This window comes from Enterobacter sp. BIDMC 30 (assembly GCF_000534355.1).
GTDB classification, from domain to species: domain Bacteria; phylum Pseudomonadota; class Gammaproteobacteria; order Enterobacterales; family Enterobacteriaceae; genus Enterobacter; species Enterobacter ludwigii.
Genome location: NZ_KI973169.1, coordinates 4,716,366 through 4,737,718 on the forward strand (window position 1 = coordinate 4,716,366; position 21,353 = coordinate 4,737,718).

Sequence of the window (21,353 nt, forward strand, 5' to 3'; positions counted from 1 at the left end):
CTCAAAAATGAGACGAGGCGCCAGTATAGTGAGCGCACGTAATGGACTGAAATGAATTAAAATCATCAAAGGTATAGTTCCGAGGAATAATCATGGACATAAGAACGCTGCGCTATTTTGTCGAAGTGGTTCGTCAGCAAAGTTTTACCCGCGCAGCGGAGAAGTTGTTTGTCACCCAACCCACCATCAGCAAGATGCTGAAAAACCTCGAAGATGAACTGAACTGCACCCTGCTTATCCGCGACGGACGCAAGCTGCTGCTAACCGATACCGGGCGGGTCGTCTTTGAACGCGGGCTGGCGATCCTGGCGGAGTTCCGCCAGCTGGAAGCGGAGCTTGGCGATATCAATCACCTGACAAAAGGGCTGCTGCGCCTCGGCATCCCGCCGATGGTTGGGATGATGATGGCCGGCCCCATCAGCCTGTTTCGCCAGCGTTATCCCGGCGTTGAATTGAAAATTTCCGAGTTTGGCGGCTTAACGGTTCAACAGGCGGTCACCAACGGCGAGCTGGATGTCGCCATGACCGCCCTCCCTGTGGAGGAAGAGAGCGGTCTGGCGACGCTGCCGCTCTTTAGCCACCCGCTGTGCGTGCTGGTACCCCGCTCTGGTGACTGGCTGAAGGTCGACACGGTGAAACCCGAACGGCTCGGTGAACACCCGCTGCTGATTTACAACGAAGATTTCGCCCTCAGCCGCCAGCTGATGGCGCTGTTTAATCAACACAACGTGAAGCCGCGCATTGCGGTGCGCAGCGGGCAGTGGGATTTCCTGGCCGCGATGGTGCAGGCTGGCGTCGGCATTGCGATATTGCCGCAGCCGATTTGCGAACGGCTCGATAAAAACACCCTGCGCTGGATCCCGCTGGAAAGCGATTTGCACTGGCAGTTAGGGATGATTTGGCGCGAAGGGGTTTATTTATCGCACAGCGCGCAGGCGTGGCTGAAATGCTGTGAAGGGTTTTGGGTCCCCTGACCCTCTCCGGGCGGAGAGGATCAGGGTGAGGGCATCAGCCCGCACGGACTACTGATTCTCTATCAGCAAGGCTTCCAGCAAATCCAGATCGTGCAGCAGTTTTTGCAGCGTCTCATTGCTGATTTGCCGCGTGGCGCGCAGGTGGTACAGCTCGGCACGCTCTGAGCGCAGCGCCGCCAGACGGAACCGGCGCTCCAGGTTCTCCTCCTGCAGCGAACTTTCCACATCGTTGCGGCCATCGGCACGACGACGCAGGTTACCAATCACGCGCGAGCTCACTTCGGTCAGCAGCTGGTTGTCGATGTTCTCTTCCGTGTCCGCCGCAAGACGTTCTTCCATCTTCTGAATGGCCACAATCGCCACTTCGGCGGTCGCCGCGCGGGCAATACGCTCCTCTTTATGCTGCTGAGTCGAGTCACCCGTCTCAATATGCTGCAGCAGAAGAGGCAGCATTATCACGCCGACAAACAGTGAGAACAGAATCACGCCTGCCGCCAGGAACACCAGTTCATAGCGCGCCGGGAAGACATCGCCCGTGGGCAGCAGCAGCGGAATGGACAGCACACCGGCAAGCGTAATCGCCCCGCGAACGCCAGCAAAAGAAGCAATCAGCAGCTCCCGCGTGGTCCACGAGCCGAACTCCATCGGTTTTTTCGTCAGGAAGCGCATGCTGAATTTTTTCATCGTCCACAGCCAGCCGAAACGCACCAGCATCAGCGCCATGTAGATCAGCACGATATCGGTGAACAACATCCACGTTTCGACGTTCGGGTCGGCCTCGGCCGCCACCAGCGAGGATTCCATGATGCCCGGCAACTGCAGGCCCAGGAGCAGGAACACCATCCCGTTAAAGACAAATTCCAGCATCGCCCAGGTGCTGTTTGCACGCAGGCGCATGGCCAGCGGCGCACGGCGCATTACGCCGGAGCGGGTGATGGTCATCCCTGCCGCCACCGCCGCCAGAATGCCCGACACGCCGATATGTTCGGCAATCAGGTAAGAGGCAAACGGCAGAAGGAACAGCAGCACAATTTGTGTCGCCGGTTCATCGCCGCCCCAGCGGCTGAGGAAGCGCAGCGAACGACCATACAGCCAGCTCACCACAAACCCGGCCAGGATACCGCCAATCGCCACCTTGAAGAATTCCAGGGTCGCGCCGCCTACGGTAAAGATCATCGTGCCCATCGCGACGGCCACGGCAAATTTCAGGGCAACCAGGCCAGAGGCGTCATTCATCAGCGCCTCACCCTGTAAAATCCCCATGATTTTCTTCGGAATACGGCCTTCACCGACAATGCCGGACAACGCCACGGCATCGGTTGGTGACAGCACCGCGGCCAGCGCAAAGGCCGGAATTAACGGAATGCCCGGTACCGCCCAGTAGATCAGGAAGCCAATCCCGACCACCGTGACCACCACGAGCGCCAGCGCCAGGCCTAATATCTCTCGCCCGTGCTCAAGGAATTCACGCGTGGGCGTTTTCCAGCCATCGGCAAACAGCAGCGGCGGAATAAACAGCACGAGGAACAGTTCGGGGTCGAACTCCACGTGCAGGCCAAACGTCGGCCACGCCAGCAGCGCGCCGATGGCAATTTGCATTAATGGCAGGGGGACCTGAAAGGGCAGTACGCGTGTGACTACCCCGGATAGCGAGACCACAAGAGTCATGATGAGTATTGTGAAGAAGATTTCCATGCGTTCCCTGTTTGCTGTGTTTCTTAAAAGCCAAACCTAAGGCGTCGTGCCTGTTATTCTATCTTCCCCAGAGTAACGCAAAAGACAACGGGATGAGTCCTGAAAATAAAAACGGGCGGCCTGAGCCACCCGTTTTCGCATCAATGGACAACTTAGATTGCCCAGCCGCCCGCGTAGAACGCCACCAGCGCGACGGCAATCACAACGGTGCCGATGTTCAGCTTGCGCCACTCGCCGGAGACCAGACGCCCAATCACCAGCGACGCGAAACCGATCATGATGCCGGTAACGATATTACAGGTCAGCACGATAAAGACCGCCGTGATGAGGCCTGACATCGCATCCACAAAATCAGCAAAATCGATTTTCGCCACGTTGCTCAGCATCAGCAGACCAACGTACATCAGCGCAGGTGCGGTCGCGTAGGCCGGCACCAGGTAGGAGAGCGGAGAGAGGAACAGGATCAGCAGGAACAGCACGCCAACGGTAATGGCCGTCAGGCCAGTTTTACCGCCTGCCGCCGTACCCGCAGCGGACTCGATATACACCGCAGCCGGAGCCGCGCCCACCAGACCCGAGAAGACGCTGCTCAGGGAGTCGGTGGTCAGCGCTTTGCCGCCATCGATAATCTGACCGTCTTTATCCAGCAGGTTCGCCTGACCCGCGACGGCACGGATGGTACCCGTTGCATCAAACACCGCGGTCATCACCAGCGCCAGCACGCTTGGCAGGATCACCGGGTTCAACGCCCCCATGATATCCAGACTGCCAATCAGAGAGTTGCCTTTGTCATCGCTCAGCGACGGCATGGCGAAAATCCCGGAGAAGTGAACGTTAGGATCGAAAATCAGGCCAACAATGGACACCCCGATAATGGTCAGCAAAATGCCGCCCGGGACTTTCAGTTTTTCCAGACCAATAATCACCGCCAGACCGATCAGGGACATAATGACCGGGAAGCTCGCGAAGTGACCCAACGCCACCGGCAGACCGTCCAGCGGGTTCTTGATCACCAGGCCGACGCCGTTTGCGGCAATCAGCAGCAGGAACAACCCGATACCAATGCCGGTGCCATGCGCCACGCCCTGAGGCAGGTTGCGCAAAATCCAGCTACGGATGCCGGTGGCGGAGATAACGGTAAACAGTACACCCATCAGGAACACGGCACCGAGCGCAACCGGTACGCTGATGTGCTGACCCAGAACCAGGCTGAAAGCGGTAAAGGCGGTCAACGAGATTGCACAACCGATCGCCAGCGGCAGGTTCGCCCACAGGCCCATCACGATGGAGCCAACGCCCGCCACGAGACAGGTAGCAACAAAGACGGCCGCCGGCGGGAAGCCCGCTTTACCCAGCATACCCGGAACGACAATGACGGAGTAAACCATCGCCAGAAACGTGGTCAGACCGGCAACGATTTCCTGACGCACGGTGCTGCCGCGAGCCGAAATTTTAAAAATGGCGTCAAGCGAACCGCCAGTACGCGCAGATGGCGTAGACATAGAAAACATCCCCTGAGAGTTTTTATAGAAAGTCCGTAAGCGTGGTGGAGACGCCACTGCCAGCTAAACGTCAAATCCGTGTTTTGCATTTGCGACGAAAGGGGCGTCACAGAAAAAGCAAACGTTTAGCTCCGCGCTTACAAACGGGTGGTCAAATTAAGGCAAACGATTATCTAGCCTAATCCCCGCCCTTTTCAACTGAACTTTATCGTTTTTCGCTAAAATTCCCTTATGACGCTGAAGAAATAAACAGAGGATGCGCAAACGTTATCGTCTGTGCGCAATTTGTTTACATTTCACTCCCCACCCGGAATCGATAACGGGCCACCTTGCTCCAGCGTTTTTTGCCAGCCAGGGCTGCTCTCCACTTTTTTCTTCCAGGCCTGGGTATGCGGGAGGTTATCAATGCCACTTCGCGCCAGCAGGGCAAAAATCGGGAAGCTCATCTGAATATCCGCCATGCTGAGCGTATCGCCGGCAAACCAGCTGTTATGGGCAAGATGCGACTCAATAAAACGTGCATGGGTTTCAAGCTGGCGGTTGAGATACGCTTTTTGCACTCCCTGCCCCAGCGCTTTACCCAACGTGCGGATACCAAACGGCACGGGCGGCTTACCGAGGCTACTGAAAACCAGCTTCATCAACAGCAGCGGCATTAGCGAACCTTCGGCATAGTGCAACCAGAAGCGGTACTGCACCTTATGCGCAGGATCCAGAGGCTTAAGCCGCGACTCCGGATCGTAGGTTTCCTGAAGATATTCGAGGATGGCCCCCGACTCGGCGAGGATCAGGCCGTTATCTTCAATAACCGGCGATTTGCCCAACGGGTGCACTTTTTTGAGCGACTCAGGCGCCAGCATGCTCTTTTCGCGCTGGTAACGAACAATCTCATAGGGCAGGGAAAGTTCTTCCAGCGCCCAGATCACACGGTGTGAGCGGGACTGGTTCAGGTGGTGTACCGTGAGCATTGTGTTCTCCTTTTATTCATACTTTTTAACTATAGAAAATCGAACAACACCGCGAAAAAAATTCGCCTAAAAAATGGCCTGACCGACTGGCGAAAAGACGGGTCTTGCATAGAATTAAAGTGTCAGCACAATCCGGAACCTCCCCAACACGCTCGACATGAGGGGTGCTGATGTCGGGGGAAACCCTCCCGTGAACCAGCGGGATAGAGTGAAAGACAAAGACCGGGAAAAACTAAAGCGCCCTTTTTTGGCGCTTTAGTTCTTTATGAGGTGCGGTATGAGGTGCGGTTTTCTGCCGCATCTCAGTCTTCCTCCAGCAACCGCGCCCCTGTCCCCTGCTCACCCAGCCTGTCGCCCGGGTTACGCAACGGACAATCACTGCGCGACAAACAGCCGCAGCCAATACATCCGTCCAGTTCATCACGCAGCGCTACCAGCGTGTGAATGCGGCGATCCAGCTCTTCACGCCACTGAGAGGAAAGCTCTTTCCACTCTTTCGGGCTGAGAGAGTGCCCTTCCGGCAGCACGCCGAACGCATCGCCGATGGTGGCCAGGGGGATTCCGATTCGTTGGGCAATTTTGATAATCGCGACATAACGGAGCACGTCACGCGTGTAGCGTCGCTGGTTTCCGGCGTTTCGGATGCTTTTAATTAACCCTTTGCTTTCATAGAAGTGGAGCGCCGACACCGCAACACCGCTTCGCTTCGCCACTTCGCCGGGGGTTAACAACGCTTTAATTCGCGGCAATCTCTTTTCCATAAAACCTCTTTACCTCAAGTTAACTTGAGGAATTATACTCGCCCGCAGAGAAAACGACGAATCAACCAGGGCAGTTGTATCTACAGAGGGGCAACCTTATGTCGCATCAGCAAATTATTCAGACACTTATTGAATGGATTGATGAACATATCGACCAACCGTTGAACATTGATGTGGTCGCTAAAAAATCCGGCTATTCGAAATGGTATTTACAGAGAATGTTCCGTACCGTTATGCACCAGACGCTGGGTGAGTACATTCGTCAGCGCAGACTGCTGCTGGCGGCGCAGGCCTTACGCTCAACGCAGCGGCCCATTTTTGATATCGCGATGGATCTGGGATATGTGTCGCAACAAACCTTTTCCCGCGTGTTTCGCCGCGAGTTTGACCGCACACCGAGCGACTATCGCCACCAGTTGAATTAATGGCTCTCAATGCAAAGGTTGCTGCTGCCAGGTCATAAACTCCTGGGGCGGCATCGCTTTCGCGAAGTGCCATCCCTGACAGAACTGAACGCCACGTTTCAATAACCAGCTCACCTGCTCTGCCGTTTCCACCCCTTCCGCAATGGTTTTAAGCCGCAGGCTTTGTGCCATCTCAATAATATGCTCGGCGATAAGGTGGCTGGTGCTGTTGGTTGTTAGGGTGTCGATAAAGGATTTGTCGATTTTCAGAATATCGACATTCAGCGAATAAAGGTTGTGCAGGTTAGAGTAACCCGTTCCAAAATCATCAATCGCCACTTCGTAACCCGCCTGACGGAACGCCTGAATAACCGGAGTGGTTTTAGGGACATCAATAAAACCGCGCTCCGTGACTTCGATTTTAATTTGCTGCGCACGCACGGCGTAGTGTCGGGCCTTGTCCGAAATCATGGCGATCAGCCGTGAAGAGTGGAAATCCGTGGCCGACAGGTTAATCGAAATATAGAGATGCGGATGCATTGCCAGGAATGTGCCCAGATCGCTGAATACCTCTTCGACAACATAATCCGTAATTCGCTCGCTCATGCCCTCTTTTTCCGCCAGCGGAATAAATTCAGCCGGGCTCATGACCGGCCCGTTAAAGCCAGGCCAGCGTAATAACGCCTCGGCTCCCACGCACTGGTTGTTCTTGATATCAATAATCGGCTGATAGTGGACACAAAGCTGACGTTTATTGAGCGCTCGCTGCAGTAACCGCCCGGGAGAATTGAGTTCACGATGGGTGCGAGACCACACCAGCAAAATAATTATGCTGCAGATCATCCCCAGCGGTAGCGTCAACGTCGCCTGGTGATAAAGCATTTCATAAAAACGTTTATTCGACGTCGACACGATAGCGGCAATAGGCCGTTTTGGGGATTTGACGACCGTATAAAAACGGTTATCTTTTTGAAATACCGATTCCTTATCCCGAATCATCGAACTTAATAAAGAAACATTCGCGCGCTGACTGACGGAAAAGAATGCATTCGTTACCGTGTCGTATACCCCCCACGAAAGGGAATGATCTGTCGACATTACTTCGCTGTAGGAAAGCGGATTGACCACCACAACATAATTTCCGCGCTGCATATATGTCATTTTATAGCCAGTGAAAAATGGCGTATCGCGATAATAATAGATAGCAACGTCAGGTTTACGTGTGTAATTAGCAGTGGATATCAGATAAGGATTGGCGGGTGTAAAAACGGTCGAACAAAGAAAATTCTGACCTTCTGCATAAATTAAATCCGCAACAAACAGACGACCGCGAACAACGTTCAACATATATTGGCGATGTTCTGGTGTACAACGTTCACCCTGATATTTTTCAGCCTCGTCGCGGGCCAGATCAACCTGTTGAATTACCAGCTCTGTTTTGTCTAACGCCAGTTCAGCAAAGGTGCGTAGCTGGGCGCTTGTTTCCGACACGGCTCTTATCTGGGCAAACCATAGCGCAAGCATCACCGGCAGCATAACTACCATGATGATCCCTACCACCCTGAGCATCTTGCGCCGCGCGCTACGATTCATTTCCCGCCCTATATCCCTGCATGTTGTACGCCTGTAGTAATGAAGGCCGGATGCTTTGTTTAACAGGTGATTACGTTGCATGAATCATGCGAAGTTAGCAACTGACTTTTAGTATTAAAAATCTTAATTTTCGTTATGACGATAATATTTTCCCGTAAGCTAAACTGTAAGTATTCGTTCCGTTTCAATTAAGGAAAATAATTATCCAGCGGGTACGGGAGATTTGAAGATAACACAACAGAGGATCGTTGATTAAGCCAAACTTCTGGCAGTGTGAAAAAACAACAACGGCAACATGACATTTTATGCTATTTACTCGCGCGTATTTTGTTTTTTGATTTATAAATAATCAGCAGCCACCACCGTTTTCCCCCGACCCGTACGCTTGGCGTCATATAATGCTTTATCGGCACGCATCAGTAATCCTGAAGTATCGCGTTGGCCCTGGCAGACCTCCACCGCCCCGGCGCTGAATGACAGCACCAGCTTTTTCTCTCCCACCACGAGCGGGTTGGTTTTGAGGGCAGTACGTAGCCTCGCCGAAAAAAGTGCGCCTGCGTTGCCGTCGGTTCGCGCCAGCAGGAGTAAAAACTCCTCGCCGCCCACACGGCCAAGCGCAGCGTTCTCGGGGCTTAACTCACGGATAGCCTGGCAAAAGTGGATAAGCGCCCGATCGCCCACCTGATGCCCCCACCGATCGTTGATCTGTTTGAAAAAATCCAGGTCAAACATGAGCACGCAAAAATGGCTGTCAGCATCCTGCCTGGCATTTGCCGCCAGCGCGGATTCCAGCTGCTGTAAAATGGTTGAACGGTTAAAACACCCGGTAAGATCGTCCGTGGTCGCTTTCACTTCCAGCTGCTGTTCGGCTTTTTTACGTTCGGTAATATCAAGCCCGATATTCAGGACTGAGCTGTCCGGCAGCAGAATGTTTGACCACAAAACCGTCAACGGCGTACCGTCTTTACGCAGTGGATGCCACTCGTACATATCCTTTAGCGGCGAGACATTTACCGACTCCCTGACCCGTCGCCGCTCTTCCGGGTCGGGGTAAAACAGTGAGAGCGGATCGGCATGGGCGCTGATCTCCGCCATTGTCCAGCCAAATACTTTTTCACACTCAGCATTCCACAGCACGCAGCGGTTAAATTTATCGAATGAGTTCATTAAAACAGGCGCTCGTTCAAACAGGGTTTTATATTGGGTCACCACACGCTGCATTTCCTGCGCTGTTTTTTCACGAACGATAATTTCTGAAAAATAGTCTTTTAATTTTTCGACCAGCACCGCAACAATACTTTTCAGGATGGCCAGAGAATATAACGGCTCAGCAAACGCCAGAAAGAAATAGCCGCTGCCTTGTCCGTTATGGGTTGAAAGCTTGCATAACACCCCGCTTTGCAATTGCAAATAGCCAGGATGATGAGCGGAGAATAATGCGCGGCCGATATTCTCTTTCCAGTAGACGACCCGCCACGCACGGTGATGCTTCTCCAGCAGGGTACCGGCAAGAAAATCGGCCACCTCAAATGAGTGACAGGTCACTTCACCGGCACAGACCACGCGCTGCAGCCCGTCAGTATCAACGCTAATCCAGGCCAGGCTTGCCCCGAAGGCCCGGTTGATCGTCTCAAGCATCTCGCCCAGCGAACAATGGGCGTGAAGCTGGGGCATCAGATCTGCCAGCGCATGCAACGCCTGCAGGCTGTCATTAACAATCTCACGTCGTTTTTCTTTCATTTTTTTCGCAGATTATTAAGCGTTAAACCGGACGCAACTTTCTTCAGATTCAAAAATCGGCGAGCCAGAGCAGGATGCTGAATATCAGCACAGCTGGAGTGCGAGACGTTGTGTGTAATTAAAAACGTACAAAGAGAAAAAAACCAATAAAATTCAAAAACCTGAATTATAGAATGCGAGTAAATTTATTTATCCACTCAAGCATAATCCAAAGGGTTGTTGCTGTAAACGTTCTACAGCACACCTCAATTTGCAGAGGATTTGTTATCTCAATGAATTTATTACCTGGAAGCGATAAAAGGGGGTCATTAGCGTGCAAAGATATATTTTCCCCTCAATCCTCGTGCGACGCCTGGCTGTGATAATTCCTGCTTTTTTCACCCGTCTGAGGCTGGCGAATAAATCAACAAATGTGATATAGTTCACACATATTGTGTAACGAGAAACACTGTTTCATTCAGTTCGTCTGCTTTGTTGAGGATGGGTTTTATGGCAACCATTACTACCAGCATGGTTCTCCTGCGCTGGCCTTTGTTAAGTGCGGTGCTGATGTTCCTGGCCAGCACGCTAAATATTCAGTTTCGTAAATCTGACTATGCTGGCCTTGCTGTCATCAGCACCCTGTTGGGGTTGGGCGCAGCATGCTGGTTCGCAACGGGCCTGCTTGGCATCACCCTGCTGGATCTCGCTGTCGTCTGGGAAAATATTAAAGTCGTCATGGTGGAAGCCATGAGCCATACCCCGCCAGACTGGCCGATGGTGATTACCTGATCCCTGAGATGAATAAAAAAACCCAGACCGAGGTCTGGGTTTTTTGTTTTAAACAGTCGGATATCAGAACGGAATATCGTCGTCGAAGTCCATTGGGGGTTCGTTAGACGGTGCTGGCGCGGACTGCTGCTGTGGGCGAGACTGCGCGCCACCGCTGAACTGGTTGCCGCCCTGTGGCTGCTGAGGCTGACCCCAACCGCCCTGCTGCTGCTGACCGCCACCTGCTGGTGCGCCACCGCCCTGACGGCCACCGAGCATCTGCATGGTGCCACCCACGTTGACCACAACCTCCGTGGTGTACTTCTCAGCGCCGGCTTGATCGGTCCATTTGCGGGTACGCAGCTGGCCTTCAATATAAACCTGAGAACCTTTACGCAGATACTCACCAGCCACTTCCGCCAGTTTGCCAAACAGCACAACGCGGTGCCATTCGGTCTGCTCTTTCATCTCACCGGTCGCTTTATCACGCCAGGATTCGGAAGTAGCCAGCGTAATGTTGGCAACTGCGCCACCACTCGGCATGTAGCGTACTTCCGGGTCCTGGCCCAGATTACCGACGAGAATCACCTTGTTTACGCCTCTGCTGGCCATGTTCGTGTCTCCTGAATACGTTTCTTAATAGTGTAAACGCGCGAGTGTACCATTTCCACGCTGCAATTTGCATAGTTGCGTAGTCGGTTCCGAAATCTCTCGCGAACTCGACATTATTACACAGTGAATCAGAAAATGCATTCCAATACTGTATATTCAAACAGGTCATTTTGTGTCATAATTAGCCGTTTCTGACAGCCGTTTGTCCTTCAAACAAACCAGGCAATCCGTGTTCCAACCGGGAAAGGTGAATGGATAAGATCGAAGTTCGGGGCGCCCGCACCCACAATCTCAAGAATATCAACCTCATAATCCCTCGCGACAAACTCATCGTCGTGACCGGGCTTTCGGGGTCTGGCAAATCCTCACTGGCTTTCGACACTTTATATGCCGAAGGACAGCGTCGTTACGTGGAGTCACTCTCTGCATACGCACGTCAGTTCCTGTCACTGATGGAAAAACCGGATGTAGACCATATCGAAGGGTTATCACCTGCTATCTCCATTGAGCAGAAATCCACCTCGCATAACCCGCGTTCAACGGTTGGTACGATTACCGAAATTCATGACTACCTGCGTCTGCTGTATGCACGCGTGGGTGAGCCGCGCTGCCCGGATCACGACGTCCCACTGGCCGCGCAGACCGTAAGCCAGATGGTGGATAACGTGCTGTCGCAGCCGGAAGGTAAACGCCTGATGCTGCTGGCGCCCATCATTAAAGAACGTAAGGGCGAGCACACCAAAACGCTGGAGAACCTGGCAAGCCAGGGCTATATCCGCGCCCGTATCGACGGCGAAGTGTGTGACCTGTCGGATCCGCCTAAGCTGGAGCTGCAGAAGAAGCACACCATCGAAGTGGTGATTGACCGTTTCAAAGTCCGTGACGATCTGGCGACCCGCCTGGCCGAATCCTTCGAAACCGCGCTGGAACTCTCTGGCGGTACGGCCGTGGTCTCCGATATGGACAACCCGAAAGCGGAAGAGCTGCTCTTCTCCGCCAACTTTGCCTGTCCGATTTGTGGTTACAGCATGCGCGAGCTGGAGCCGCGTCTGTTCTCGTTCAACAACCCGGCGGGCGCCTGTCCGACGTGTGACGGGCTGGGCGTACAGCAATATTTTGACCCGGACCGCGTGATCCAAAACCCGGAGCTGTCGCTGGCTGGCGGTGCGATCCGCGGATGGGATCGTCGCAACTTCTACTATTTCCAGATGCTGAAGTCGCTGGCAGAGCACTACAAATTCGACGTCGAAGCCCCGTGGGCCAGCCTGAACCCGAACGTGCACAAAGTGGTGCTGTTCGGTTCCGGCAAAGAGAACATCGAGTTCAAGTACATGAACGATCGCGGTGATACCTCCGTGCGCCGTCACCCGTTTGAAGGGGTGCTGCACAATATGGAGCGCCGCTACAAAGAGACCGAATCCAGCGCGGTTCGCGAGGAGCTGGCGAAGTTTATCAGCAACCGTTCCTGTGCGACCTGTGAAGGTACGCGTCTGCGCCGTGAAGCTCGCCATGTGTTTGTTGAAAACACGGCGCTGCCGACCATCTCAGACATGAGCATCGGTCACGCGATGGACTTCTTCAACAACCTGAAGCTCTCCGGCCAGCGCGCGAAAATCGCGGAAAAAGTCCTGAAAGAGATCGGCGATCGTCTGAAGTTCCTGGTGAACGTCGGCCTGAATTACCTGACGCTTTCCCGCTCCGCAGAGACCCTCTCCGGTGGCGAAGCTCAGCGTATCCGCCTCGCGAGCCAGATTGGCGCAGGCCTCGTCGGCGTGATGTATGTGCTGGATGAACCCTCAATCGGCCTGCACCAGCGTGACAACGAGCGTCTGCTCGGCACGCTTGTCCACCTGCGTAATCTCGGTAACACGGTGATTGTGGTTGAGCACGATGAAGACGCGATCCGCGCCGCTGACCACGTTATCGATATCGGCCCGGGCGCTGGCGTACACGGCGGCCAGGTGGTCGCGGAAGGAACGCTGAAAGATATTATGGCGGTGCCGGAGTCATTGACCGGCCAGTACATGAGCGGCAAGCGCAAGATTGAAGTGCCGAAACAGCGTGTACCGGCGAACCCGGAAAAAGTGCTAAAGCTGACCGGCGCCCGCGGCAACAACCTGAAAGATGTGACGCTGACGCTGCCGGTTGGGCTGTTTACCTGTATCACCGGCGTATCCGGTTCCGGTAAGTCGACGCTGATCAACGATACGCTGTTCCCGATTGCGCAGACGCAGCTGAACGGCGCGACGCTGGCCGAACCGGCGCCGTACCGTGACATCCAGGGGCTGGAGCATTTCGATAAAGTGATCGATATCGATCAGAGTCCAATCGGGCGGACTCCGCGTTCCAACCCTGCCACCTATACGGGCGTGTTCACACCCGTACGTGAACTGTTTGCAGGTGTGCCGGAAGCGCGTTCACGCGGGTATACGCCAGGACGTTTCAGCTTTAACGTGCGCGGCGGACGCTGTGAAGCGTGCCAGGGCGACGGGGTTATCAAGGTTGAGATGCACTTCCTGCCGGATATCTACGTGCCGTGCGACCAGTGCAAAGGCAAACGCTATAACCGCGAAACGCTGGAGATTAAGTACAAAGGCAAAACTATCCACGAAGTGCTGGATATGACCATCGAAGAGGCGCGTGAGTTCTTTGACGCGGTCCCTGCGCTGGCGCGTAAGCTGCAGACGCTGATGGATGTGGGCCTGACCTATATTCGTCTGGGGCAGTCTGCCACCACGCTGTCTGGCGGTGAAGCACAGCGCGTGAAGCTGGCGCGTGAGCTCTCCAAACGCGGTACCGGCCAGACGCTGTACATTCTCGATGAGCCGACCACCGGTCTGCACTTTGCCGATATCCAGCAGCTGCTTGATGTTCTGCATCAGCTTCGCGATCAGGGCAACACGATTGTGGTCATTGAACACAACCTGGACGTGATTAAAACCGCGGACTGGATTGTCGATCTCGGCCCGGAAGGCGGCAGCGGCGGCGGTGAAATCCTCGTCTCCGGTACGCCAGAGACCGTTGCAGAGTGCGAAGCCTCGCACACCGCGCGCTTCCTCAAACCGTTGCTGTAATTGTCACACGGAGAGTTGCTGTCGGGTCGCTTCCGGCAGCAGCTCTACCGCCTGCTGATAAGACGCGTCCACCAGATAGTAAATTTGCGAACCCGGCAGTGAACCGTCGAGATAAACGGTGCTCCAGTGCGCTTTGTTGAGATGCTTGCTTGGCCGGACGTCATGGTGCTGCTGGCGTAACAGCTCCGCCAGTTCCGGGCTGGTTTTCAGTGACGCCGCCGGGCGACCCTCAACCTCTTTCACCATCGCAAACAGAATATCCCCCACTTTAATCTGCGTGGCTTTCCAGTCGCTGTGAACGCTTTGCTCCGCGCCAGGTTTACTCATGCAGTACTGAAGTAGCTCCGAAATTGTCATCTTTATTCCCCTTGTAGCGTTGCGATAATTTTACGCGAACCACCGTGAATACGATGTTCTCCCAGCCAGATCCCCTGCCACGTTCCCAGCAGTAACCGACCATTGTGCACCGGCAGCATCAGCGATACGCCCAGCAGAGAGGATTTGATATGCGACGGCATGTCATCTGCTCCCTCATAGTCGTGTTCATAAGGGGCGTTGTCCGGAACGGTTTTGAGAAAATGCTGCTCCATGTCAGACCGGACGGTGGGATCGCAATTTTCATTAAGCGTGAGAGAGGCTGATGTGTGCTGAAGCAGCAGATGCAGTAACCCCGTCCTGATGCGCGAGAGGTCGCGAATTTGCCCAATGACTTCATCAGTCACCAAATGAAATCCACGAGGTTTCGCGCTTAAGGTCAGGGTCTGTTGATACCACATGTGCTGCTCCGTTATGAAAGATGAATCTTTCTAAGTGTGCAGCAAGAAAGCGAAAGGTAAAACCCACAGCGGCGAGATTTGATTAAAAAAGAGGCAGCCTCGCCGCCCGGCGGTTAATACTCAGAATTAACAATTACTTCTTCGCCAAACTTTCCGGCCATGGGCAACGGTCGATACGTAGAGTTTGAGGCGCGTAACACCCTGATCCCTCTGGCTCCGACGTCATGCGCGGCGGTGATATCGTTATCTGAATCGCCATAGAAGACTTTGATGTTCTTCTGTTCCAGCCATTGGGTTTTGGTGTTTTGGCCGGGTTTGTCGCCGGCAAAAATAACCGGATTCATGCTGGAAGCCGGGATCTGAAAATCATCCTGCAGCGTTTTAGAGACGGTTTCGGTTTTGGTCTGGCTGCGTCCGGTCACAAAGTAAATGCTGTCACCGCGTTTAACGTGCATGGCGATAAGCGCGCGCGCCACCTCTTTAGGAATGCTGAACTCGTCCCAGCCGTTATTCATCTTTTCCCAGAACTCGGGGTTCTTCAGATACGCTTCGCTGTCCGGTGAGTAGGTTTTTTTGCCCCGCCAGAATCCCGGGCTGGAAAACAGGACCGTATCGTCGATATCAAAGCCTACAGCCATTGGCGGGCGCCCTAACAGGCTATTTTCGATTTGGGCTACGGATACCCAGTGAACAGGTGCTTGCTCGGCAAGCATGGCGGCTGTTGTGCCGGTGTAAAGCGGCGTCGGTGCGGAAGCGCGCGCGACGACGGCACTATTTAGCGAGAACAATAAGCAGGCGGCGCTGAGCGCCAGTGTGATCTTGCGCATGTTTTCCCCTGAATATTCAGTTTGTTATCGTTTTATTTTGAGTGAATGGTCAAAAAACTATCCGACCATAACCCCGGGGGGAGATGAAGGGAAGGAGTTTTTACTTATGAAGCTGAATAAAAAGAAGAAGATCACAAAGCGCGGATGGGGTCTGAAAGCCCGGTAGACGCAGCGCCACCGGGCAAGATTTTTGTGCGTCCTGATGCTCTCATTCGGCCCTCTCCCGCAGGGAGAGAGGGATGATAGTGAGCGCTTACATCACTGCAGCAAACGCCTGCGCAACACGATGAACGTTGCTGGCATTAAGCCCCGCCACGCACATACGGCCGCTGGAAATCAGGTAGACGCCGAACTCTTCACGCAGGCGATCGACCTGAGCCGCGCTGAGGCCGGTGTAGCTGAACATCCCACGCTGCTTAAGCAGATAGTCAAAATTATGCCCTGGGACGGCCTCTTTCAGCACGTCGACCAGCTCCTGACGCATCGTCAGGATGCGCTTGCGCATAGATTCCACTTCGGCGAGCCACGACGCTTTCAGCCGATCGTCACCCAGCACCGTGGCGACCACCTGCGCACCAAAGTTTGGCGGGCTGGAGTAAATGCGGCGCACGGTCGCCTTCAGCTGACCGAGCACACGCCCGGCTGCTTCAGCGTCCTCACAGACCACTGACAGGCCGCCGACGCGCTCACCGTACAGGGAGAAGATTTTTGAGAACGAGTTGCTGACCAGCGCAGGCAGTCCAGCGCTGGCAACGGCGCGGATAGCGTAGGCATCTTCTTCCATGCCCGCGCCAAAGCCCTGATAGGCGATGTCGAGGAAGGGGATCAGGTTACGCGTCTTCAGCACGTCGATTACCGCATCCCACTGGGCATTAGTCAGGTCTGCACCGGTCGGGTTATGGCAGCACGGATGCAGCAGAACAATACTGCGCTCCGGCAGCGTATTCAGTTTTTCCAGCAGCGCGTCAACGCGCACGCCGTTGGTTTCGCTGTCAAACCACGGATAGGTCTGCACCGTAAAGCCCGCGCCCTCAAAAATCGCCACGTGGTTTTCCCACGTCGGGTCACTGACCCACACGCCAGAATCCGGGAAGTATTTTTTCAGAAAGTCAGCGCCAACTTTTAATGCGCCCGAGCCACCCAGCGTCTGGATGGTCGCCACCCGTTTTTGTGTCAGCACGGCGTGATCGGCACCAAACAGCAGCGGCGCAATGGTATTGCGGTAGCTGTTTAACCCTTCCATTGGCAGATAGAGCGAGGCTCCGTGCGGGACAGCGTTAAGACGCGCTTCCGCTTCTGCCACGGCTTGCAGCTGAGGAATAATGCCCTCCTCGTTGTAATACAAACCAATACTGAGGTTGACTTTGTCGCTGCGAGGATCTTCTTTGAAACGCTCCATTAAGGAGAGAATGGGGTCGCCGGCATAGGCGTCAACTTTCTGAAACACGCGATGATTCTCCGGAATTCGATGAGGCAGGGATTTCAACAATAAACCGGATATGACAGAAGATCGAGAGCGATATCAGATCCGTTCCTGCAGATGTCGTCGAATCTGTTCAATGCGTTCAGCGAGCGAACCAGAAACAGGCAGATAGGGGATATTTCTGTCTGTTAACGCGCGGATGTACCATGCCTGTTGCCGCTGGCGGAATGCAGCCCCCTGACGGGTACCATCCTGAACAAAAGGAAACTCATCGCCACAGAGCACCACCAGAGAATATGCGCGCCCGGCTAATTCCTCTAGCTCGCGTGGCGCGCTGCCAAACTGGTCGAGCATATAAAACAGCGTGGTTAAGGGCGAGGTATCGCAAACCAGGAAGGGAGCCGTGCTGGCCATCGCTTCACGACGCACCTGCTCGCGGGCAATATGCAGCAGATCGTCGCATCCCAGCACGCCATTCTTCTCTTCCCAGTATTCTCGGCCAAACTCGGCGACAAATGGGGCGTTGAGCGTCGTCGCCAGCGCGCGGGAAAGCGTGCTTTTTCCTGTCGATTCGCCCCCCAATAAACAAATCCGAAAGACAAAGCTACGGTAGACCTCCGGGGACATCATCGTGCGGTAGCGATGGACGTCAGAACGTATCAGGGTTCCCGAGGGCGCCTCAGGCCCTTTCGGACGCTGGAGGCGGACATGCGTAACCTGCTTGCCAAAACGCTGGCTTAACACCGCCGCAAATCCGTCGCCGTAGTCTTCGGCGGTAAATACGGCCTGTGGCTGGCAGTGAAGTATTTTTTCACACAGCGTTGCCACGTAATGTCGGTGAAGATCGGCATCCGCATCATTATGCGGCAGTGGTTCAAGCGCATGGGTCGCGATGACCTCCGGCGTCAGCACAAGGTGATGACATTGCGGGAAGCGCGCGCTTAACCAGTGAAGGCGCTTGTCGGGGTCATAATCCGGGATTTCCGGACGCGAATAACTGATGATATAGACCGTCTCACACTGGGCCAGCGCAGCATTTATCAGCGCTTCATGCCCCACGTGTAATGGCGCGAATTTGCCCACAACCAGACCGTCGCGATAAGGCTTCACTGGGTGCGAATCTCCTTACGCCACTGATATAAACCGTGCCAGGCATTAAACCAAAACACCAGATATAAACCCGCGGTCAAATGCAGATCTCTCATCGCATATAACGGTACCGCCAGCGTGTTTACAGCCAGCCAGACGTACCAGTTCTCCAGGCGTCGCCCCATTAACATAAACTGTGCAAGCACGCTAAATGTCAAAATAACAGAGTCCACCCAGGGGGCCCAGGCGTTAGTGTAGCGATGCAAGATCAGGCCATAACCCGCGGCCACCAGCAGGGCGCAGGCGAGCAGGATGAAGAAATGTCTGGGCCGGGTACGCCGAACGGGCAATACCTCCCCGCGATGACCTTTGAGCCAGTGCACCCAGCCGGTGATGCTGGTGATGATGAAAAAGAGCTGCAGGGTAACGTCTGCGTAAAGCTGAACCGAATAAAAGACCCAGCCATAAAGCCCACTGCCGATGATGCCTATCCACCACGTGTGAATACTGTTTCTGGCAGCCAGCCAGACCGAGAGGGCATAAGCCAGACAAGCGGCCATTTCGGATGGTGACATTACCCCTCCCTGGAAAGGTCTGTTAGTCGATGTACTTCATCGCAACCCTTGATGTCAGGCGCGTGATAAGTTCGTAAGCACTCACTTTTGTGATTTCAGCGATGCGTTCAACAGGCAAACCCTCACCCCACATCACCACGTCATCACCCGGTTTATCCTGTGCATCTGGTCCGAGGTCAATACAGATCATGTCCATCGCCACGCGGCCCACGATGTTCGCTTCACGGCCATTGACCAGCACCGGCGTGCCGGACGGCGCGGCACGGGGATAACCGTCGCCATAGCCCATCGCCACCACGCCAAGGCGTGTGTCGCGCTCGCTGGTCCAGGTTCCGCCGTAGCCCACGGGCTCACCCGCTTTGTGATCGCGCACGGCAATCAGGTTAGACACAAGGGACATTACCGGCTGGAAACCAAAATCCGGCCCCCAGGGTCTGTTCTCCAGCGGAGAGACGCCGTAAAGAATAATGCCTGGACGCGCCCAGTCGAAGTGCGACTGCGGCCATAGCAAAATACCGCCAGACGCGGCAATGGAGCGCATTCCTGGCTTGCCTTCGCAGAAAGTATTAAAAATATCCAGCTGCTGCTCGGTCGCGCCACACTCGGGTTCATCGGCACGGGCAAAGTGGCTCACGATATTCACCGGCTGACGGACGTTTTTGCACTGACACAGACGCTGATAAAACGCGTCCGCCTTTTCCGGGCGCACGCCCAGACGGTGCATGCCGGTATCGAGCTTCATCCAGACGGTGACAGGCTCACTCAGTTCGGCAGTTTCCAGCGCCGCGAGTTGTTCTTCGTTATGTACCGCGGTGTGCAGATGCTGATCAGCAATGGTCGGCAGATCTGCCGCTTCAAAAAAGCCTTCCAGCAGCAAAATCGGTTGAGTGATCCCACCCGCGCGCAGGCGGATGGCTTCTTCAAGACGGGCGACGCCAAAGGCGTCGGCATCGGGGAGCGTTCGCGCGGTCTCAATAAGACCGTGTCCGTAAGCGTTCGCTTTCACGACTGCAACGAGTTTACTGGCGGGAGCCAGTTCACGCAGACGTTGCAGGTTGTGTCGCAGAGCGCGGCGGTTAATGACTACAGTTGCCGCTTGCATTTGAATTCCTTAGAAATTACTCATCATCATATTGAGGACCGGCATAGTTGTCGAAACGCGACCACTGTCCGTTAAAGGTCAGACGTACCGTACCGATAGGGCCGTTACGTTGTTTACCAATAATAATTTCGGCGATCCCTTTCAGGTCGCTGTTCTCGTGATAAACCTCATCACGGTAGATGAACATGATTAAGTCGGCATCCTGCTCGATGGAGCCCGATTCACGCAGGTCGGAGTTGACCGGGCGCTTATCAGCACGTTGTTCCAGGGAGCGGTTAAGCTGCGACAGCGCCACCACGGGCACATGCAACTCTTTGGCTAACGCCTTGAGCGAGCGGGAAATCTCCGCGATTTCCAGCGTACGGTTGTCGGACAGCGACGGCACGCGCATCAGTTGAAGGTAGTCAATCATGATAAGGCCAATGCCGCCATGTTCACGGGCGATACGGCGCGCACGGGAGCGCACTTCCGTCGGCGTCAGGCCGGAGGAATCATCGATATAAATATTCCGTTTTTCCAGCAGGATACCCATGGTGCCGGAGATACGCGCCCAGTCCTCATCGTCGAGCTGGCCGGTACGGATACGGGTCTGATCCACGCGCGACAGCGACGCCAGAGAACGCATCATGATCTGTTCTGATGGCATCTCAAGACTGAAGATAAGAACCGGCTTGTCCTGCAACATCGCCGCATTTTCGACGAGGTTCATCGCAAATGTCGTTTTACCCATGGAGGGACGCGCCGCAACGATAATCAAATCTGACGGCTGCAGACCCGCGGTTTTCTTATTGAGATCGTCATAGCCGGTGTTCACGCCGGTGACACCGTCGTGCGGCTGCTGGAACAGTTGCTCAATACGCGCGACGGTAGCATCAAGCACATCAGCGATATTTTTCGGGCCTTCGTCTTTGTTTGCCCGGCTTTCCGCGATTTTAAAGACGCGGGACTCGGCCAGATCAAGCAGGTCTTCGCTGGTACGCCCCTGCGGATCAAAACCGGCTTCGGCGATCTCATTCGCCACCGAGATCATCTCACGAACAACTGCACGTTCGCGCACAATATCGGCATAAGCGCTGATATTCGCCGCACTTGGCGTGTTTTTTGACAGTTCCGCCAGGTAAGCAAACCCACCCACGCTGTCCAGTTGCCCCTGACGCTCCAGCGATTCCGCGAGCGTGATAAGGTCAATCGGGCTGCCCGACTCCTGCAGACGTGCCATTTCGGTAAAGATATGACGGTGCGGACGGGTATAGAAATCCTCGGAGACCACGCGCTCGGCGACGTCGTCCCAGCGTTCGTTATCCAGCATTAAACCGCCCAACACCGACTGTTCCGCTTCAATCGAGTGCGGCGGGACTTTTAATCCTGCGACCTGGAAATCACGCTCGCGAGGTTCAGTCTGTTTGTTGAAGGGTTTGTTTCCTGCCATAGTGAATGGAGTTACCGAGATAAAGAGTGGGTCGAAAGATTACCATATTTTTCTGACGG

19 protein-coding genes are annotated in these 21,353 nt (G+C 54.6%); 4 read left to right on the top strand and 15 right to left on the bottom strand.

Annotated features, from left to right (window positions below; all coding sequences use genetic code 11):
• Window positions 1-92: 92 nt before the first annotated feature.
• Entirely contained in the window at window positions 93-974 is an 882-nt protein-coding gene (locus tag L466_RS00300) for a LysR family transcriptional regulator (protein ID WP_025206385.1), read from the top strand.
• A gap of 48 nt (window positions 975-1,022) precedes the next feature.
• Here the strand turns inward: L466_RS00300 and L466_RS00295 are convergent, their stop codons facing one another.
• The 4 genes from L466_RS00295 to soxR form a co-directional block, all read right to left on the bottom strand.
• Window positions 1,023-2,669 (bottom strand): Na+/H+ antiporter, encoded by a 1,647-nt coding sequence (locus L466_RS00295; protein ID WP_014168228.1) that lies wholly within the window; start codon window positions 2,667-2,669, stop codon window positions 1,023-1,025.
• 152 nt (window positions 2,670-2,821) lie between these two features.
• Window positions 2,822-4,171 carry a guanine/hypoxanthine transporter GhxP gene (gene ghxP, locus L466_RS00290; RefSeq protein WP_020882835.1) on the bottom strand — a complete coding sequence of 450 codons (1,350 nt, stop codon included), beginning with the start codon at window positions 4,169-4,171 and terminating at the stop codon, window positions 2,822-2,824.
• A 296-nt stretch (window positions 4,172-4,467) separates the two neighbouring features.
• Window positions 4,468-5,139 (bottom strand): glutathione S-transferase family protein, encoded by a 672-nt coding sequence (locus tag L466_RS00285; RefSeq protein WP_032681911.1) that lies wholly within the window; start codon window positions 5,137-5,139, stop codon window positions 4,468-4,470.
• 302 nt (window positions 5,140-5,441) lie between these two features.
• Window positions 5,442-5,900 (bottom strand): redox-sensitive transcriptional activator SoxR, encoded by a 459-nt coding sequence (soxR, locus tag L466_RS00280; RefSeq protein ID WP_014168225.1) that lies wholly within the window; start codon window positions 5,898-5,900, stop codon window positions 5,442-5,444.
• 98 nt (window positions 5,901-5,998) lie between these two features.
• Here soxR and soxS point away from each other — a divergent pair, with 98 nt between their 5' ends.
• On the top strand, window positions 5,999-6,325 hold the full coding sequence (gene soxS / locus L466_RS00275; protein ID WP_013095071.1) for a superoxide response transcriptional regulator SoxS: 327 nt from the start codon (window positions 5,999-6,001) through the stop codon (window positions 6,323-6,325).
• 6 nt (window positions 6,326-6,331) lie between these two features.
• Here soxS and L466_RS00270 read toward each other — a convergent pair whose 3' ends face one another.
• Entirely contained in the window at window positions 6,332-7,897 is a 1,566-nt protein-coding gene (locus L466_RS00270) for an EAL domain-containing protein (protein WP_032681912.1), read from the bottom strand.
• Between the two features lie 339 nt (window positions 7,898-8,236).
• Window positions 8,237-9,637 carry a sensor domain-containing diguanylate cyclase gene (locus L466_RS00265; protein ID WP_032681915.1) on the bottom strand — a complete coding sequence of 467 codons (1,401 nt, stop codon included), beginning with the start codon at window positions 9,635-9,637 and terminating at the stop codon, window positions 8,237-8,239.
• 489 nt (window positions 9,638-10,126) lie between these two features.
• Between L466_RS00265 and L466_RS00260 the strand changes: the two genes are divergently transcribed.
• Window positions 10,127-10,408 carry a YjcB family protein gene (locus L466_RS00260; protein WP_032681916.1) on the top strand — a complete coding sequence of 94 codons (282 nt, stop codon included), beginning with the start codon at window positions 10,127-10,129 and terminating at the stop codon, window positions 10,406-10,408.
• 63 nt (window positions 10,409-10,471) lie between these two features.
• On the opposite strand, the gene ssb1 is transcribed toward L466_RS00260, so the two are convergent.
• Complete coding sequence (ssb1, locus tag L466_RS00255; RefSeq protein WP_020882840.1) at window positions 10,472-10,999, bottom strand: single-stranded DNA-binding protein SSB1; 528 nt, start codon at window positions 10,997-10,999, stop codon at window positions 10,472-10,474.
• 251 nt (window positions 11,000-11,250) lie between these two features.
• Between ssb1 and uvrA the strand changes: the two genes are divergently transcribed.
• Window positions 11,251-14,073, top strand: a complete 2,823-nt coding sequence (uvrA, locus tag L466_RS00250) for an excinuclease ABC subunit UvrA (protein ID WP_014168220.1) — start codon at window positions 11,251-11,253, stop codon at window positions 14,071-14,073.
• A 3-nt stretch (window positions 14,074-14,076) separates the two neighbouring features.
• Here the strand turns inward: uvrA and L466_RS00245 are convergent, their stop codons facing one another.
• From L466_RS00245 to dnaB, 8 genes are all read right to left on the bottom strand, one after another.
• Window positions 14,077-14,430, bottom strand: a complete 354-nt coding sequence (locus L466_RS00245) for an MmcQ/YjbR family DNA-binding protein (protein ID WP_014168219.1) — start codon at window positions 14,428-14,430, stop codon at window positions 14,077-14,079.
• A gap of 2 nt (window positions 14,431-14,432) precedes the next feature.
• Window positions 14,433-14,849 (bottom strand): secondary thiamine-phosphate synthase enzyme YjbQ, encoded by a 417-nt coding sequence (locus L466_RS00240; protein ID WP_014168218.1) that lies wholly within the window; start codon window positions 14,847-14,849, stop codon window positions 14,433-14,435.
• Between the two features lie 113 nt (window positions 14,850-14,962).
• Window positions 14,963-15,676, bottom strand: a complete 714-nt coding sequence (gene aphA, locus L466_RS00235) for an acid phosphatase AphA (protein ID WP_014168217.1) — start codon at window positions 15,674-15,676, stop codon at window positions 14,963-14,965.
• Between the two features lie 253 nt (window positions 15,677-15,929).
• On the bottom strand, window positions 15,930-17,123 hold the full coding sequence (tyrB, locus tag L466_RS00230; RefSeq protein WP_032679391.1) for an aromatic amino acid transaminase: 1,194 nt from the start codon (window positions 17,121-17,123) through the stop codon (window positions 15,930-15,932).
• Window positions 17,124-17,198: 75 nt separating this feature from the next.
• Entirely contained in the window at window positions 17,199-18,209 is a 1,011-nt protein-coding gene (locus L466_RS00225; protein ID WP_032681917.1) for an AAA family ATPase, read from the bottom strand.
• Window positions 18,206-18,763 carry a nicotinamide riboside transporter PnuC gene (gene pnuC, locus L466_RS00220; protein ID WP_032681919.1) on the bottom strand — a complete coding sequence of 186 codons (558 nt, stop codon included), beginning with the start codon at window positions 18,761-18,763 and terminating at the stop codon, window positions 18,206-18,208. The genes L466_RS00225 and pnuC overlap by 4 nt, the downstream gene beginning before the upstream one ends.
• A 22-nt stretch (window positions 18,764-18,785) precedes the next feature.
• On the bottom strand, window positions 18,786-19,865 hold the full coding sequence (alr, locus tag L466_RS00215; protein WP_014168212.1) for an alanine racemase: 1,080 nt from the start codon (window positions 19,863-19,865) through the stop codon (window positions 18,786-18,788).
• Between the two features lie 16 nt (window positions 19,866-19,881).
• Window positions 19,882-21,294 carry a replicative DNA helicase gene (gene dnaB / locus L466_RS00210; RefSeq protein WP_008503375.1) on the bottom strand — a complete coding sequence of 471 codons (1,413 nt, stop codon included), beginning with the start codon at window positions 21,292-21,294 and terminating at the stop codon, window positions 19,882-19,884.
• Between the last annotated feature and the right edge of the window lie 59 nt (window positions 21,295-21,353).